A 15558-nucleotide genomic window follows, 5' to 3' on the forward strand; every position below is an offset into this window, starting at 1 on the left:
CACGTTCCCGTCGGTGGTGGCGAACGGCGCCGGCCACACCGGCCGCCCGTTGTTCGCTGCGGTTCACAGCCGTCCGGCCGGGGCTTTGCCGATCGGCCGGCGCCGATCGGGGCCTTTAGCACAATCACGGCCGGGTGCGGGCACTTCGGCAGCGCCGTGGGTGTTTGGATCGCCGGCGGCGTTAGCTGTTAATCTTCTGTACATCCGCGGTTCAGGGGTTGTCGGGCGGGCGCCGGTGGGTTTGACTCAGGCGGAGCGCAACGGTGCCGTCGCGTCCGCTGCGGTGCGCTGACGGCCCGGCGCGCAGGGGTGGGACTCGTCGTCGCTGCGCGCGGCGATCGATCGGCGGCTCTCGGGTGAAGCGAGTCGGCAGCCGCCCGGCAAACGCGCGGCAGGCGATGTGATGCGGGAGGACATCAACCACCGAAGCCATTGACTCGGTTGCCGGTGCCGGCCAGGCGCGGCCCGGACACGCCGCAGTGAATCGCTCGCGGCGGGTGCGGCAATCGCTCGACCAAGAGGGGAACACGCATGCTGGACTACGGGGCCCTGCCGCCGGAGATCAATTCGACCAGAATGTATGCCGGGCCCGGCTCGGCACCGCTGATCGCCGCGGCCGCGGCGTGGGACGTCCTGGCCAACGCGCTGGAGACCGCGGCGCGCGGCTACTCGGCGGTGATCACCCGCCTGCACGGCGAAAGTTGGTCCGGCAGTGCCTCGGTCGCGATGGCCGGCGCCGCTGCCCCGTATTTCGCCTGGCTGGCCGAGGCCGGGACACAAGCCGAGGAGGCGGCCGGTCAGGCCCGCGCCGCGGCGGCCGCCTACGAGGCGGCATTCGGCGCCACGGTGCCGCCGGCGGTGGTGACCGCCAACCGCGCCCTGTTCGCGCAACTGGTCGCGAGCAACATCCTGGGCCAGAACACCGCGGCCATCGGTGAGGCCGAGGGCGCCTACGCCGAAATGTGGGCCCAAGACGCCGCCGCCATGTACGGCTACGCCGCCGCCTCGTCGGGGGCGACCAGGTTGCGGCCGTTCGACGAGCCGCCGCGCACCACCAACGCCGACGGGCCCGGCGCCCAGGCCGCCGCGGTGGCCCGGTCCGCCACCGGCTCGGCGGCCAACCAGTCGCACGCCTCGCTGTCCCGGGCCATGTCCGCGGTCCCGCATCAGCTGCAAACCCTTTCCGGCGCAGGGTCTTCCGGCTCCTCCTCGTCGTCGTCGGGGTCGTCGGCGCTGAGTGCGGTCGACAATTTCAACACCCTGACCGCACCGGTGAACCTCGGCGACGGCATCAGCCGCACCGTCACGTCCGGCGGAACCTTCGGCACCGGGCTGTTCCGCTCGAACCTGCAGTCGGCGGGCGAAGCCTTCAAAGCCGTCCCCGGCGCCGCCGCGGCGGCCGGCACTTCGACGGCGGCGGTCGTCCCCGGCCCGGCCGTGGCCGGCGCGGGCACCGCCACCACGGTCGGCCGACTGTCCGTGCCGCAGACTTGGGCGGCGACCAACCCGGCGGCCGGCACCGCCGCCGAACCGCTGTGGCTGTCGGACGCCGAACTCGACGGCGGGCCGTCCTGGCACGAAGGCCCGGCGGCCGGCATGTGGAACGGGGCGCCGGCGGCGGGCGCTTCGTCGTCGCTGTTGTCGCGGCCCTCGGTCAACAACGTGCTGCGGGTCGCGCCGCGCCAGTTCAAGATGCCGCGGCCGTCCGCCGGCGGGTAGCCGGTCGCCGAACCGCTGGTTAATTCACCCCCACAGTGCGGGTGGTGTCACCGATGGCTGAGAAAGGATCGCCGATGCTTGATTTCGGGGCGCTGCCGCCCGAGATCAACTCGGCCAGAATGTATTCCGGCCCGGGGTCGGGTCCCTTGACGGCCGCCGCGGCGGCCTGGGAGGAGCTGGCCGCCCAGCTGGAGAGCTACGCCGCCGGTTACTCGGCCACGCTGGCCGAACTGCGCGGCCCCGCGTGGTCCGGTGACGCGGCCGCCGCGATGGCCGCCGCGGTCGAACCGTACGTGGCGTGGGCAACCGGCACGGCCGCGCGGGCCGGGCAGGCCGCCGCGCAGGCCCGTGCCGCGGCGGCCGCCCACGAGGCCGCGTTCGCCGCCACCGTGCCACCACATGTGGTGGCCGCCAACCGAATTCAGCTCGCCACCCTGATCGCGACCAACTTCTTCGGGCAGAACGCACCGGCGATCGCGGCCACCGAGAGCTGCTACGCCGAGATGTGGTCCCAGGACGCCACCGCCATGTACGGCTATGCCGCGGCGTCGTCGGCCGCGACCACGCTCACCCCGTTCACCCACCCGCCCCGCACCACCACCGCGCACGGGCGGGCGGCCCAGGCGGCCGCGGTGAGCCACGCCGCCGATTCGCAACCACCGGGCTGGTCGTCGTTGGTCAACTCGGTCAGCGGCTTCAACACCGTGGTCACCACGCCGGGGCAGTCGTTCTTCGCCGCGGCCCGCACCCTGTTGGGCTGGGGACAATTCGGCACCGGGCTCAACCTGGCCAACATCCAGGCGGCCAAGGCCGCAGCGGGAGCGGTCCGCCTGCCCGCCGCGGTCGCCGGCCCGTCGGTGTCGGGCGGGCTGGGGCGGGCGGCAACGGTGGGCAGGCTGTCCGTTCCGCCGGCGTGGCCGGCGGCGAATCCCGTTGCGCCCCTGGGCGAGACGGTGATCCGGCAGCCGGGCGGCATGGTTCGGCTGGTGTCGGCGTCCGCACCGGATTCGCCCGCCGGCCCCGGAATCCCGCCGGCGCTGCGCACCGCCGATCGCTCGGCCGGTGTCCCGGTGCTGCGCAACGGGCGTCGCGCTTTCCGGATGCCGCGGCCGGCCTACGGCGGTTAGCCGGTGTTGGTGGCGATGTCCCCGGGGCCACGCCAGGGGCCGAGGTCGCCGAATTCGCCGTCGTGGTGGCCGGGGCCGGCGTCGTCGATGAGAGTGCGCAGCGCGAGATTGACGGCCTCCCGGGCGTCGGCCAGATGGAACCGGCGTATGGCGTCGTCAATCATGTTGACGTCAACCTCGATTTCGACCGTCTTCTTCATGGGGCAGCAATACCCCCTGGGCGTAAGCCCAATCGTCGGTGGCCGAAATCACCGCCCGGACGATTCCCCCGGCGCCCCGGTGTCGCGGTGTTCGATGTTTGCCGCGACCCGCGCCGGGAAGCCCGTCACCACAGCCTGTTCGCCCGCTTCGAGGAGGTCACGGCCGATGGCGATCTGCGATACCTGTGGCAACGACTACGACAAGGCGTTCACGGTGACCTGGACCGACGGCAGGAGCGCCACGTTCGACAGCGTGGAATGCGCCGCGGTCGAGCTGGCGCCGACCTGCGAGCACTGCGAGTGCCGGATCCTGGGTCACGGGGTCGAATCGGGCGGCGCGATGTTCTGCTGCGCGCACTGCGCCCGGCAGGCCGGCAATCACGACGTCAGCGATCGCGGCGCGGCCGGCTAGCGCGGGGCACCAGCCGGCGGCGCGGCTGGCAGATCGGCCAGCTCGTCACACAAATGCTCCGCCAGACCGCGCACGGTGGTGATCGTGGCGGGGCTGATGCGCACCCCGGTCTCGGTTTCGATGCGGGTGCGCAGCTCCAGGTTGCCCAGCGAATCCAAGCCGTAGTCCGACAGCGGCCGATCGGGATCGATTGTGCGGCGCAGCAAGAGGCTGAGCTGCCCGGAGACCAGCCGACGGATGGCCGACGGCCATTCTTCGCGCGGCAGCGCCCGCAGCTCGGCGAGGAACTTGCCGGCGTCCGGCCGGCCCTGCCCCGCCGACCGGAACGCCTCGGCGAACGGGCTGCGTTGCGCGAAGGAGGTCAGCCACGGCGTGCCCATGATCGGCGCGTAGCCCGCATACGGGCGGTCGTGGCGCAGCAGCGTTTCGAAGGCGCGGAACCCCTCGGTCGGTGTGATCGCGACGCCGGCGTCTTCGGCCAGGGCGGTGGCGCGGCCCACCTGCGACCACGCCCCCCACGCGATCGCGGTGGCCGGTGCGCCGCGGGCGTGCCGCCAGCGGGCGAACGCGTCCAGCCAGCTGTTGGCCGCCGCGTAGGCGCCCTGCCCGGGAGACCCCACCAGCGCGGCGGCCGAGGAGAACAGGCAGAACCACTCCAGCGGCTGCCCCGCGGTGGCCTGGTGAAGGTTCCACGCGCCGTACACCTTTGGCGCCCAGCACCGGTCGATGAGGTCGTCGGTGACGTTGGTCAGGGTGGCGTCCTCGACGACGGCCGCGGCGTGCAGCACCCCGCGAACCGGCAGCCCGGTGGCGGTCGCGCATGTCACCAGACGTTCGGCCGTGTCCGGCTGGGCGATGTCGCCGCACTCGACCGCGATGTCGGCCCCGGCGGCGCGCAGCCGCTCGATGGCCCGGCGGGCCTGTTCGCCGGGTTGCGAGCGGGAGTTGAGCACGATCCGCCCGGCGCCCACATCGCCGTCGCGGGAAGCCATTTCGCCGGCCAGGAACAGGCCCAGGCCGCCGAGGCCGCCGGTGATGATGTAGGCGCCGTCCGCGCGGAACGGCCGCACCTTCTCCGGCGGCAGGGCGGCCACGCTGCTGGCGGTCCGCGGCACCTGCAGCACCACCTTGCCGGTGTGCCCGGCCGCGGCGACCAGGCGCACCGCGGCGACGGCGTCCTGCAGCGGATAGTGCGTGGTGCGCGGCATCGGCAGCTCGCCGGCCGCGGTGCGCTGGTACACGGTGGTCAGCAACCGCCGGACGGTGTGCGGGTGGCTGTGGGTCAGCAGCGCCAGGTCGACGGCGAACAACGAGAGGTTGCGGCGGAACGGGAACAGCCCCAGCCGGCTGTCGCGGTAGATGTCGCGCTTGCCCAGCTCGATGAAGCGCCCGCCCAGGGCCAGCAGTTCGATCCCGGCGCGCTGCGCCGCGCCGGGCAGCGAGTTGAGCACCACGTCGACGCCGTACCCGTCGGTGTCACGGCGAATCTGCTCGGCGAACTCGAGGCTGCGCGAGTCGTACACGTGCTCAATTCCCATGTCGCGCAACAGTTGCCGGCGTTGCGGGCTGCCCGCGGTGGCGAAGATCTCGCAACCTGCCGCCCGGGCGATGGCGATGGCCGCCTGCCCGACGCCGCCGGTCCCGGAGTGGATCAGCACCTTGTCGGTCGGCGCGATGCGGGCCAGGTCGTGCAGGCCGTACCAGGCGGTGGCCGACGCGGTCGGCACCGCGGCGGCCTCCCGGAGTGGAATCTCCGGCGGCAGGGTGACCGCGTGCCGGGCATCGGCGAGCACGAAGCTGCCCCAGCATCCGTTCCCGGACAGGCCGCCGACGCGGTCGCCGACCCGGTGCTCGGTGACGCCCGGTCCGACGGCGGTCACCACCCCGGCGAAGTCGCCGCCCAATTGCTGCTGGTAGCCCTCGAACGTCGGGTAGCGCCCGAAGGCCACCAGGACGTCGGCGAAGTTGATGGTCGACGAGGCGACCGCCACCTCGATCTCCCCCGGCCCGGGCGGCACCCGGTCGAACGCGGTGAGTTCCAGCGATTCCAGGTCGCCGGGCGTGCGGATGTGCAACCGCATGCCGTCGCGCCCGTGATCGACGACGGTGGTTCGCCGGTCGGCCGGCCGCAGCGGGCCGGGGCGCAGCCGCGCGGTGTACCACTGCCCGTCGCGCCAGGCGGTCTCGTCTTCTCCGGAGCGGCTTTGTAGTTGCCGCGCAACGTGTCCGGGGTCGGTGGCGTCGTCGACGTCGATCTGGGTGGCGCTCAGGTGCGGATGCTCGGCGTCGATCACCCGCATCATCCCGCGCAGCCCGGCCTGGGTCAGATTGGGCGCATCGCCGGCGACGACTACCGCGGCATTGCGGGTCAGCACGAACAACCGGGGCGATTCGCCGGGTAGCTCCGAGAGCTCGCGGGCGACGGTCGCGAGGTGCGACACGTAGTCCCGGCCTCGCCGCGGCGCGGCCGGGTGGTCGGCCTCGGAGGCGGCGGCCACCACCACGACACCGGTGAGCCGCTGCAGCGGCCGGTGACCGTTGCCGCCCGGCTCGCCGCCGGACAGCAGCGAACGCAGCTCTTCGGTATCCACCGCCCCCGGCGGCAGGGACACGGTACGGCATTGCGCGCCATCGGTTTTCAGGACGTCGGCGAGTTGCGTCGTCAACGCGTCATCGCCGTTGGACGCCGCGTCGCACGCGCTGAGCAGCAACCAGGATCCCGGCTCGCCCTGCGGCGCCTCGGGCAGTTCCCGGGCTTCCCACTCGATGGTCAACAGCCGATCGTCGAGCAGCCGTTGGGCGTGTTCGTGTTCGGAGGCCGCGCCGGCCAGCCGCAGCCCCTCGACCGTCAGCAGCACCGTCCCGGATTGGTCCAGCACGTCGACGTCGGCCTCGCATTCACCGGGTCGCGAGGACGTGATCCGGGTGAGGCAGTAGTGCGCGTTGCGCGTCGAGTGATAGTTGCGCAGCCGGCGCACGCCCACCGGCAGCAGCAGACCGCCGGCCCCCGCCCGCTGCACCTCGGGCGCGGCGATGACGGACTGCAAGCACGCATCCAGCAGGGCCGGGTGCGCGCCATAACCCGACTGCTGTGAGCGGATCGCGCCCGGCAGCGCCACCTCGGCGAGCACGGTGCCGACGTCCCGGTCGCCGACCGACACCGCGGCCAGACCCGAAAAGGCCGGGCCGTACTGAATACCTACGGCGCCGAACGCCTTTCGCAACTCGGCGCCCTCAATGCGGGACGGGTGGTCGGCGATCAGCGTTGCCACGTCGTGCGCGGGCGGCCCGGTCTCGCCGCCGTGCTCTGGCGGCAAGGCGTGCAGGACCGCGCCGGCCCGCCGGATGCGCTCGCCGTCTTCGTGGGTGTCCACGGTGAACTCGAGCCGCCCGGGCCCGGTCACCGTCGCCGTCGAGGAGACCTCCGTCCGGCCGGCCAGCAGCAGGGTCTGCTCGAACGTGACATCGCGCACCTCGGCGCGCTCACCGAGCGTCGCGGCGGCGGCCGCCAGCGCCATCTCGCAATAGCCGGCTCCGGGAAACGCTGCGACACCGTGGATTTGGTGATCGGCGAGCCAGGGGTGGGCATCGGTGCCGACCTCGCCCTGCCACACGTGCCGTTCCGGTTCCTCCCGCAGGTGCACGTGCGCCCCGAGCAGCGGGTGCACCGCCTGGACCGACGAGCCGTGCGCCCGCTGCACCGACTCGCGGCGAAGCATCAGCCGCCGGTGCGCCCAGGTGGGCAGCGGCGCATCCACCAATCGCCCGGCGGGGTACTGCACCGAGAAGTCGACCAGGGCGCCGGAACTGTGCAGGTCGCCGACGAAGCCGCGCAACCCCAGTGGCAGCTCCTGCTCGCGGCGCATCGCGGCCAGCGCGGCGATCGGCACGTCCAGGCTGGCGGCGTTCTGCTCGACGGCATGGGTGAGCAACGGATGCGGCGCCAGCTCACCGAACACACGGAATCCGTCCTTGAGCGCGGCCTGCACGGCCGCCGCGAATCGCACGGTGTGGCGCAGGTTTTCGGCCCAGTAGTCGCCGCCGAACGACGGCCGCTCGCGCGGATTCCACAGGGTCGCCGAGTAGTACGGCACCTCGGGTGCCGTTGGCTCCAGCTCGGCGAGCACCTCCACCAGCTCGTCGAGGATCGACTCCACCTGCGGCGAGTGCGAGGCGACGTCCACCGCGACCTCGCGCGCCATCACGTCCTGCTGCTGCCAGGCCGCGACCAGCTCGCGGATCGCCTCGGCGTCCCCGCCGACGACGGTCGAGGTGGGTGAGGCGACCACCGAGAGGACCACGTCGGAGATGCCGCGGATGGACAGTTCCGAAAGCACTTGCTGGCCGGGCAGTTCCACCGATGCCATGGCGCCGCGGCCGGCGATCCGCGCCATCAGCCGGGAGCGGCGGCAGATGACCTTCACGCCGTCGCCCAGCGAGAGCCCGCCGGCGACCACCGCGGCCGCGCACTCGCCGAGCGAATGCCCGATCACCGCGCCGGGACGCACCCCGTAGGACTTCATCGTCTCGGCCAGGGCGACCTGCATCGCGAAGATCGTCGGCTGGACTTTGTCGATGCCGGTCACGGCCGGCGGGGCCGACAGGGCCCGGGTGACCGAGAACCCCGATTCGGCGGCGATCAACGGCTCGACGGCGGCGATCGTCGCGGCGAACACCGGCTCCTTGTCCAGCAGTTCGGCGCCCATCTGCGACCATTGCGAGCCCTGCCCGGAGAACACCCAGACCGGCCCGCGGTCGCCTTGTCCCACGGCGGGCTGATACGGGATGTCGCCGTCGGCGACCGCGCGCAGTTCGGTGCGCAATTCGGCGAAACCGCTGGCCGACACCACCGTGCGCACCGGGCGGTGCGCACGGCGGCGCGTCAGCGTGTAGCCCAGATCCCTTAGGCCCCAGCCTCTTAGGCCGGCAAGCGCGTCGCCGGCCTGCTCGTCGAGCCACGCCGCGAGCCGGGCGGCGGTGACCCGCAGCTGCTCGGCGGAGGTGGACGACAACGGAAACAGCAGTGGCCCAACGGTTTCGGGCGCAGCCGAACCCGCCGCCTCCGGGGCAGGGGCCTCCTCCAGGATGGCGTGCACGTTGGTGCCGGACATGCCGTACGACGACACCGCGGCGCGTCTCGGATGATGGCCGTTGCTGGGCCACGGCGTATTCTCCTGCGGCACAAAAAGTTCCGTGTTGATCCGGGCCATCTCGTCGGGCAACCGGGTGAAGTGCAGATTCCGTGGCACCACGCCGTGCTGCAGCGCGAGAATCGCCTTCATCATCCCCAGCGGCCCGGACGCCGACTGCAAGTGGCCGAAGTTGGTCTTGACCGACCCCAGCACACACGGCCCGTCGGTTCCGTACACCGCGGCCAGGCTGGAGTATTCGATCGGATCGCCGACCGGGGTGCCGGTGCCGTGCGCCTCGACGAGGCCGACCGTGGTGGCGTCGATGTCCGCCGCCTGCAACGCCTTTCGGTAGACGGCGACCTGAGCCGTTTCCGAGGGCGCGGCGATGTTGACGGTGCGGCCGTCCTGGTTGGCGGCGGTGCCCCGCAGCACCGCCAGGATGCGGTCGCCGTCGCGCCGGGCGTCGTCGAGCCGCTTGAGCAACAGCATCACGCATCCCTCACCGGAGACGAAGCCGTCGGCGTTCACGTCGAAGGCGTGGCAGCGGCCGGTCGGGGACAACATGCCCTGCAGCGAACCCGACACCGACTTGCGTGGTTCCAGGGTCACCACCACCCCACCGGCCAGGGTGAGGTCGCTTTCGCCGCCGCCCAGGCTGCCGCAGGCCTGGTGCACGGCCATCAACCCGGACGAGCACGCCGTGTCCACCGTGACCGCCGGCCCGTGCAGGCCCAGCGTGTAGGCGACCCGCCCGGAGGCGAAGCTGTTGGAGGTGCCGGTGAATCCGTACGGGCCCTCGGCCGCGCCGCAGTCGGCGGACAGCAGTTCGTAGTCGCCGTGCGTCAGCCCGACGAACACGCCGGTCTGCGATCCGGCCAGCGACGCGGGGTCCAGGCCCGCGTGTTCGATGGCGTCCCACGACGTTTCCAGCAGCAGCCGGTGCTGCGGGTCGACCGCGGTGGCCTCGCGCTCGGTCATCCCGAAGAAGTCGCAGTCGAAGCCCCCGACGTCGTCGAGGAACGCCCCCCACCGGGTGACCGACCTGCCGGGCACGCCGGGCTCGGGGTCGTAGTAGAGGTCCGCGTCCCACCGGTCGGCGGGAATCTCGCCGACCAGGTCGTCACCGCGCAGCAATGCCTCCCAGAGGCGTTGCGGGGAATCGATCCCGCCGGGAAGCCGACAGGCCATTCCGATGACGGCAACGGGTGTGGCAGTTGCGGCACGCAATGTGCAGTCCCCTGTTCTCGCCCACTCCCCTGGCCGGCGCGGACCGTCTCTTCGCGCGTGCCGGAGGAAGTACGTACAGCAGTTATTGTGCAGATGTCAATTTACCTGCGGAACCACGCCCGCTTGGCGGGAGTGAAGAATTTCTCCCGGGGGTAGCGGAAACGCGCCCGCGACGCATCCGCGTCACCAGCGGCCGGCCGGGAACACGTGCCGGCGTGTGCAGCGAAACCGCTTGGAAATCAGCCCATTTCATGCGCCCGCAGCGCCGAGTGTTACTTCTTGTCGGCCCGCTGCGAGTCGCCGGATTCCTCGGAGTCCCCGGACTCCTCGGCTTCCCGGGCCGGATCCTCGATCACCTCATATGCCGGATCGACCATCGACAATTCCCGCTGACCGGCCTGGCGGGCCTTGCCGCTGATCCGCAACAGCTGACCGGGCTGGATGTCGGCGCCGCCGTGGCCGTGATGGAAGATGACCGTGATCTCCCCGCTGCTGTCGCCGACCACGATCCGCCGGCGGGTGCCGCCGCGCTCGGCGACGTCCTCGACCTCGCTGACCCGCCCCTCGATGGTGGCCCGCTGCCCGGAGATCAGGCCGGCCACCATGATGACCGCCGACGACCGCGCCGGATGCTCGTAGGCCGCGACCTTCTGGTCCTCGTCCTGGGACACCCACGCCTGGATCTTGTCGAGCTCCTTGGCGATGCGCTGCTCGAACGTGTCCGGGTAGGCCTCCCGGATCCGCGATTCCACGTCGTAGGGCACGATCGTCGCCGCGGCGTCGGGGATCTGGCTGACGGCCCGGGCGACCTTGTCCGCGGTCCGGTCGTGCAGCAGGCGGCCCAGCAGCCGCGCGAAGGTCCGTCGCGGCAGCAGCACCGTCACGTTGGTATTGGGATGCTCGTCGCGCACCTTGGCGACCATCAGCTGCGCGGACCGGCTGATCCGCCGGTCCGGGCAGTCCACGATCCGCAGCGGTGTGTCAAGCGAGAAGTGGTCCCAGCGGTTCCGCAGCTGCGCGGCGTGCGCCGGGTCGACCATGAAGTGCACCGCCACCAGCTCGTCGGCCCGCAGGCCCCGGCCGTATCGCAGCGCCTCGATCACCGCCAGGTCGACCGAGTCGACGAACACCAGCACCTTGTGCCGCGCGTACTTCACCAGCTCCGGGCGGTCGGTGCGGAACATTTCGAGAATGGCTGCCTCGGCCCGGTATTCGCGGTTGAGCCGGGTCAGCACGAACACCAGCAGCGGGAACACCACGACCACCAGCCAGGCGCCCTCGGTGAACTTCGCCACCGCGAAGATGCCCACCACGATCGTCGACAGGACCGCCGCGGACAGGTTGATCGTCAGCCGGTGCCGCCAGCCCGCTTCCCGATGGGTCAAGTGGTGCTTGGTCATCCCGTAACCGGCCATCGCGAACCCGGTGAACACGCCGATCGCGTAGAAGGGCACCAGCGCGTTGACCGAGCCCCCGGTCGCGACCAGCAACGCCACCGACAGCGCGGTCAGGGTGATGATGCCGTTCGAAAACACCAGGCGGTGACCGCGTTTCGTCAACTGCCTGGGCAGGAAGCGGTCCTCGGCGACGAAGCTGGCCAACGCCGGGAACCCGTTGAAGCTGGTGTTGGCGCCGGTGAACAGGATGGCCGCCGTCGACGCCTGGACCATGACGAAGAAGATGTCGCCCACCACGCCGCCGCCGTAGACGGCGTGGCCGATCTGGGACAGCACCGAGGGGTATTCGGTCAGGTACGGGGTGGCGTGGGTGACGTGGGCCAGATAGGCGACCCCGGCCAGCAGGAAGCCCAGGATGCTGGCCATCGCGGTGAGCACCCGACGGGCGTTGCGGCCCTGCGGCTTTCGGAAGTAGTCCACCGTGTTGGAGATCGCCTCGACCCCGGTCAGCGACGAACCGCCGTTGGCGAAGGCCCGCAGCAACACCAGGATCGTCGCGCCCAGCACCAGCCCGTTGCCCTGATGGACCGGCACGGTCCCGGCCAGGTGCGCGGGATCGTAGATCGGCAGGTTGCCGATGACCGCGCGCACGACGCCGATCACGATGGTCAGGCCCACCATGACGATGAAGGAATAGGTCGCCACCGCGAACGGCATTCCCGCTTCCCGCAATCCGCGCAGGTTCGCGTAGCAGATGACGAGCACCACGCCGACCGTGATCGCCAGGCTGTAGGGGCCCAGCACGGGGATCGCCGACACCACCGCGACCGTCCCGGCGGCCGACTGCACGGCCACGGTCACCACGTAGTCGATCAGCAGCGCGGCGGCGGCGATCTGCGCCACCCGGGGGCCGAAATTGTCCCGGGCGACGATGTAGGAGCCGCCCGCGCGGGTGTAGGCCATGACGACCTGCCGGTAGGAGGCGGCCACCAGCACCAGGATGAGCAGGATGACGCCGGTGATGGGCAGCAGCAACAGGAACGCGGCCAGCCCCGCGTGCGGCAACAGCTCGATCAGGATCTGCTCGGGACCGTAGGCGACGGACGACACCGCGTCCGGCGAAAGTGCGCCCAGCGCAACACCATTGGACAACTTCTCGGACGCGATGTCCTCGGTGATCAGCGGCTTGCCCAGAAACACGCGCTTGGCCACATCCCCGAACGAGAGCGGGATGCGCAGGTTGCCGGTCGAACTGGTCACGAGCACCGTCCTTATGTGAGACGCCTCCGAGCATTGTGCACGCCCGCACGGCCGCCGGTGCGATCAGGCGAGCCGGTGCGATCAGGCGAGCCGGCGCACCGCGGCGGCGATACGCTCGTCGTCGGCCGTCAGCGCGACCCGCACGTGCTGCGCGCCGCGCGGGCCGTAGAACTCGCCGGGCGCCGCCAGAATGCCGCGCCGCGCCAGCCAGGTGATCGTGTCCCGGCACGGCTCGCCGCGGGTGACCCACAGATACAGGCCGGCTTCGGAATGGTCGACGGCGAAGCCGGCCGACCGCAGCGCGGGCAACAGGGCGGCCCGGCGCCGTTCATAGCGCTGCCGCTGCGCCCGCTCGTGCGCGTCGTCGTCGAGGGCGGCCACCATGGCCGCCTGCACCGGCGTCGGCACCATCATCCCGGCGTGCTTGCGCACCGCCAGCAGCTCGGCGATCAGCTCGGCGTCCCCGGCGACGAAACCGGCCCGGTAGCCGGCCAGCGACGAGCTCTTGGACAGCGAGTGGATCGCGAGCAGCCCGGTGGGGTCGCCGTCGCAGACCTGCGGATGCAGGATCGACAGCGGCTGCGCGTCCCAGCCCAATCCCAGATAGCACTCGTCGGAGGCCACCAGGCAGCCCCGGTCGCGGGCCCATGCCGCCACCTTGCGCAGATGATCGACGCCCAGCACCCGCCCGGTCGGGTTGCTCGGGGAGTTCAGGTAGTACAGCGCCGGGGATTGCGGGCCCACCTGGGTCAGCGAGTCCGCGCGCAGCACCCGCGCCCCGGCCAGCCGGGCGCCGACGTCATAGGTCGGATACGCCAGCTCGGGCACCACGATCAGGTCCGCCGGCCCCAGGCCCAGCAAGGTGGGCAGCCACGCGATGAGCTCCTTGCTGCCGATCACCGGCAGCACGCTGGCCTCGGTCAGCCCGACCACCCCGAACCGGCGGGCCAGGGCGGCCACCGCCGAGTCCCGCAGCCGGGCGGTGCCCGCGGTGGCGGGGTATCCGGACGCCGAGCCGGCGGCGGCCAGCGCCTGCTGGATCACGGGCGCCACCGGGTCGACGGGGGTGCCGACGGACAGGTCGACGATGCCGTCGGGATGCGAACCGGCCAGCGCCTTGGCCTCGGCCAGCGTGTCCCAGGGAAACTCCGGCAGGGCCGCCGAGACGGCCGGGCGACGCTTCCTGAGCTGGTGTGGCACCGGGCCGCTCAGTCGCCTTCGCCTTGCGGTGGCAGGTCCTTGACCACCTGCGGGTCGTTCTCGGTCAGCCCGACCTTGGCCGCCCCGCCGGGCGAACCCAGCTCGGCGAAGAAGTCGGCGTTGATCTGCGTGTACTGGCTCCACTGGTCCGGCACATCGTCTTCGTAATAGATCGCTTCGACGGGGCAGACGGGCTCGCACGCCCCGCAGTCGACGCATTCGTCGGGGTGGATGTAGAGCATCCGGGCGCCCTCGTAGATGCAGTCGACCGGGCACTCCTCGATACAGGCCTTGTCCTTGATGTCGACACAGGGTTCGGCGATCGTGTACGTCACAGACGTCTCCTCCATGTTCTAGTCCGTGCACTAGGGCTCAACGCGTGGGCTGCTGTTCAAGCTTTCACCGGCGCGTCGCGACCGCTTCCGGCGGAGCTTTCGGTTACTGATACTAGACGTTGCAGATACAGGTCAACCATTTGGCGCGCCCCTCGGGTTACCGATTTAAGACTGACAGTCTCGCAGCCCGCGCGCGGGCCCCGTTTCGCCCAGCGCGAACACCGTCGACACGCCGCTGACCTGCGCGGAGTTGCGTCGACCCGGCGGTCTTCGATATCTGTTGCGGTACAAGCACGCTCGCGGGGCCTGGTAATCTCAACCGAAAGACGGCAACCGCTGGGCAGATGTTCTCGCCGGAATAGCGGTGCATTGACTGGGGAAGGTGTCCACACATGAGGCTGTCGTTGAGCAAATTGGGCGTTGCGGTGGGCAGCGCGGCAGTGGCATTGACCGCCGCGGCCGGTGTCGCATCCGCCGACCCCATGGACGCGATCATCAACACCACCTGCAACTACGGGCAGGTGATCGCCGCGCTGAACGCGTCCGACCCGGCGGCTGCCCAGCAGCTGAACTCGTCGCCGATGGCGCAGTCCTACATCCAGCGGTTCCTGGCCTCCCCGCCGGCGAAGCGTCAGCAGATGGCCCAGCAGATCCAGGGCATGCCGGCCGCGCAGCAGTACATCAACGACATCAACCAGGTCGCGGTCACCTGTAACAACTTCTGAGCGCGCCGGGTCGCCGGAAGCCGTTCAGTAGCCGCCGAGCAGGCAGCGCACCCGTCCCAGGACCTGCGGTCCGACGCGGCTGCGGATGCGTGACGGGTCGGCGGGCCTGCGCCCCCACAGCAGCAGCACCCGCGCGGCCGCGTCGGTTTCCAGGGTGGCCGGGCCCTGCGGCTCGGCGAACCCGATGCTGATCCGCTCCGGATCGGCGTCCAGCACCACGTCGTCGGTGCCGTCGACGCGCAGCCGGGCTTCGACCCGCTCGCCGGGTTGCAGTTGCCTGGCCCCCTTCACCAGCAGCGGCCGGCCGACCGCGAGCACGCTGTGCGTGGTCATCCACGGCTCGGCCAGCCCCGCCTGGAAGGCCCCGCCGCCGTCGGAGTCCCCGGTGATGTCCCAGCCGTGCAGGACGAGTTCTTCGCGCATGTGCTCGGCGAACCACGGCACCTTCATGGTGCGGCCGGTCCAGGCCACGTCGGTGTCGGCGGGGATGGCTTCGGCGGCCTCCGCGACCTCGTTGAGGGTGGCCATCCGGTCGGCCAGCGCGCCCCACAGGTCGGCGTCGTTCAGGACGCGCAGCGGGCCTTCCCGCTCCTCGAAACCGCGGGTGGCCACCGGCTCGCCCGCCAGGTGAGCGCCGAGCACCCGGGCCAGCTCCTCGGCGTTTCCGGCCTGGTGGACGACGACGTCGCGCACCGTCCAGGCCTCACACCAGGTGCCCGCGTCGGGACCGCGCCGTTGCGCCGCGTCGCAGAACGGACGCCACTCCGGAAATCGATCGTCGTCAATTCGTCGCTTCACGGTCTCGGGTATACCCGCCGGCTGTG

General features: G+C 71.4%; 10 protein-coding genes. 4 read left to right on the forward strand and 6 right to left on the reverse strand.

What is annotated here, in order from left to right; all coding sequences use genetic code 11:
* Positions 1 to 531: 531 nt before the first annotated feature.
* The gene (locus H7I87_RS05290) at positions 532 to 1719 is read left to right on the forward strand and encodes a PPE family protein (RefSeq protein ID WP_009975519.1); all 1188 of its coding nucleotides are present in this window, start codon (positions 532 to 534) and stop codon (positions 1717 to 1719) included.
* Between the two features lie 74 nt (positions 1720 to 1793).
* Positions 1794 to 2846, forward strand: a complete 1053-nt coding sequence (locus tag H7I87_RS05295; RefSeq protein ID WP_009975518.1) for a PPE family protein — start codon at positions 1794 to 1796, stop codon at positions 2844 to 2846.
* Here H7I87_RS05295 and H7I87_RS05300 read toward each other — a convergent pair.
* Positions 2843 to 3046 carry a type II toxin-antitoxin system VapB family antitoxin gene (locus H7I87_RS05300; protein ID WP_009975517.1) on the reverse strand — a complete coding sequence of 68 codons (204 nt, stop codon included), beginning with the start codon at positions 3044 to 3046 and terminating at the stop codon, positions 2843 to 2845. The two genes, H7I87_RS05295 and H7I87_RS05300, sit on opposite strands and share 4 nt — an antisense overlap.
* A 166-nt stretch (positions 3047 to 3212) precedes the next feature.
* On the opposite strand from H7I87_RS05300, the gene H7I87_RS05305 reads away from it, so the two are divergent.
* Positions 3213 to 3458 carry a metallothionein gene (locus H7I87_RS05305; RefSeq protein ID WP_009975516.1) on the forward strand — a complete coding sequence of 82 codons (246 nt, stop codon included), beginning with the start codon at positions 3213 to 3215 and terminating at the stop codon, positions 3456 to 3458.
* On the opposite strand, the gene pks2 is transcribed toward H7I87_RS05305, so the two are convergent.
* The 4 genes from pks2 to fdxA form a co-directional block, all read right to left on the reverse strand.
* Positions 3455 to 9817: a sulfolipid-1 biosynthesis phthioceranic/hydroxyphthioceranic acid synthase gene (gene pks2, locus H7I87_RS05310; protein WP_024636953.1), complete on the reverse strand. Its 6363-nt coding sequence runs from the start codon at positions 9815 to 9817 to the stop codon at positions 3455 to 3457. The two genes, H7I87_RS05305 and pks2, sit on opposite strands and share 4 nt — an antisense overlap.
* A gap of 272 nt (positions 9818 to 10089) precedes the next feature.
* Positions 10090 to 12474: an APC family permease gene (locus H7I87_RS05315; RefSeq protein WP_003875469.1), complete on the reverse strand. Its 2385-nt coding sequence runs from the start codon at positions 12472 to 12474 to the stop codon at positions 10090 to 10092.
* Between the two features lie 81 nt (positions 12475 to 12555).
* On the reverse strand, positions 12556 to 13674 hold the full coding sequence (dapC, locus tag H7I87_RS05320) for a succinyldiaminopimelate transaminase (protein WP_011724069.1): 1119 nt from the start codon (positions 13672 to 13674) through the stop codon (positions 12556 to 12558).
* An 8-nt stretch (positions 13675 to 13682) separates the two neighbouring features.
* On the reverse strand, positions 13683 to 14009 hold the full coding sequence (gene fdxA / locus H7I87_RS05325) for a ferredoxin (protein WP_003875467.1): 327 nt from the start codon (positions 14007 to 14009) through the stop codon (positions 13683 to 13685).
* A gap of 392 nt (positions 14010 to 14401) precedes the next feature.
* Between fdxA and H7I87_RS05330 the strand changes: the two genes are divergently transcribed.
* Positions 14402 to 14734 (forward strand): hemophore-related protein, encoded by a 333-nt coding sequence (locus H7I87_RS05330; RefSeq protein WP_003875466.1) that lies wholly within the window; start codon positions 14402 to 14404, stop codon positions 14732 to 14734.
* A gap of 24 nt (positions 14735 to 14758) precedes the next feature.
* On the opposite strand, the gene H7I87_RS05335 is transcribed toward H7I87_RS05330, so the two are convergent.
* Positions 14759 to 15532, reverse strand: coding sequence for a maleylpyruvate isomerase N-terminal domain-containing protein (locus H7I87_RS05335; RefSeq protein ID WP_011724067.1), 774 nt, complete (start codon positions 15530 to 15532; stop codon positions 14759 to 14761).
* Positions 15533 to 15558: the final 26 nt, after the last annotated feature.

It is taken from the genome of Mycobacterium timonense, from assembly GCF_025821985.1.
Taxonomy (GTDB): Bacteria; Actinomycetota; Actinomycetes; order Mycobacteriales; family Mycobacteriaceae; genus Mycobacterium; species Mycobacterium avium.